Origin of the sequence: Pseudomonas sp. 51_B (genome assembly GCF_017491595.1) — a bacterium.
Taxonomy (GTDB): Bacteria; Pseudomonadota; Gammaproteobacteria; order Pseudomonadales; family Pseudomonadaceae; genus Aquipseudomonas; species Aquipseudomonas promysalinigenes.
This window is the reverse complement of record NZ_JAFGYW010000226.1, coordinates 1-499: the sequence shown is the minus strand read 5'-3', so window position 1 is coordinate 499 and position 499 is coordinate 1. Positions and strand designations below refer to the sequence as shown.

Here is a 499-nt window from a genome sequence, read left to right as displayed (position 1 = left end):
ACTTCGGACAAGTCCATGATCTTCATTTTGCTGTAGTCGCGCAGGAAGCCGCTTTTCTCGCCCTTGCGCGAGAAACGGATGCGCCCGGCGATGTCCTTGTCGAGGTCGCCGAGCATCACCAGCGGTTCGACCAGAAACACCGGTTTGGTCGATTTGCTGGTGCCGATGCGCAGATTGTTCTTGATCCACTGCGCCGGGCTGTAGCCCTTGTCGGCCAGACGCCGGTCGGTCGGGCGATCTTCGTTGTTGAATTCGTTGAGGTAGAACTTGCGCGCGTTGTACACCAGCTCCGCCACGTCGAGGGCGATGTTGGAGCCGCAGCGACCGAGGCCGATCAGGCACACCGAGGGAAATTCCTGAGCGTTGTGCTGCTCGTTGTCGCCTTCCTGATGCGCCGGGCGCGGGAACACCGAATCGCGCAGGCCGTCGAGGTTATCGAGGATGCGGTCGGTGTTGGTTTCGGTGAAGTACAGATATTGCTGCGGCGACAGCGGACGCG

The 499-nt window shown here is 60.7% G+C and carries 1 pseudogene; it reads right to left on the bottom strand.

Annotated elements, in window-relative coordinates:
* Window positions 1-499 (bottom strand): annotated as a pseudogene (locus J5M56_RS24540) (hypothetical protein); the annotation flags it as partial.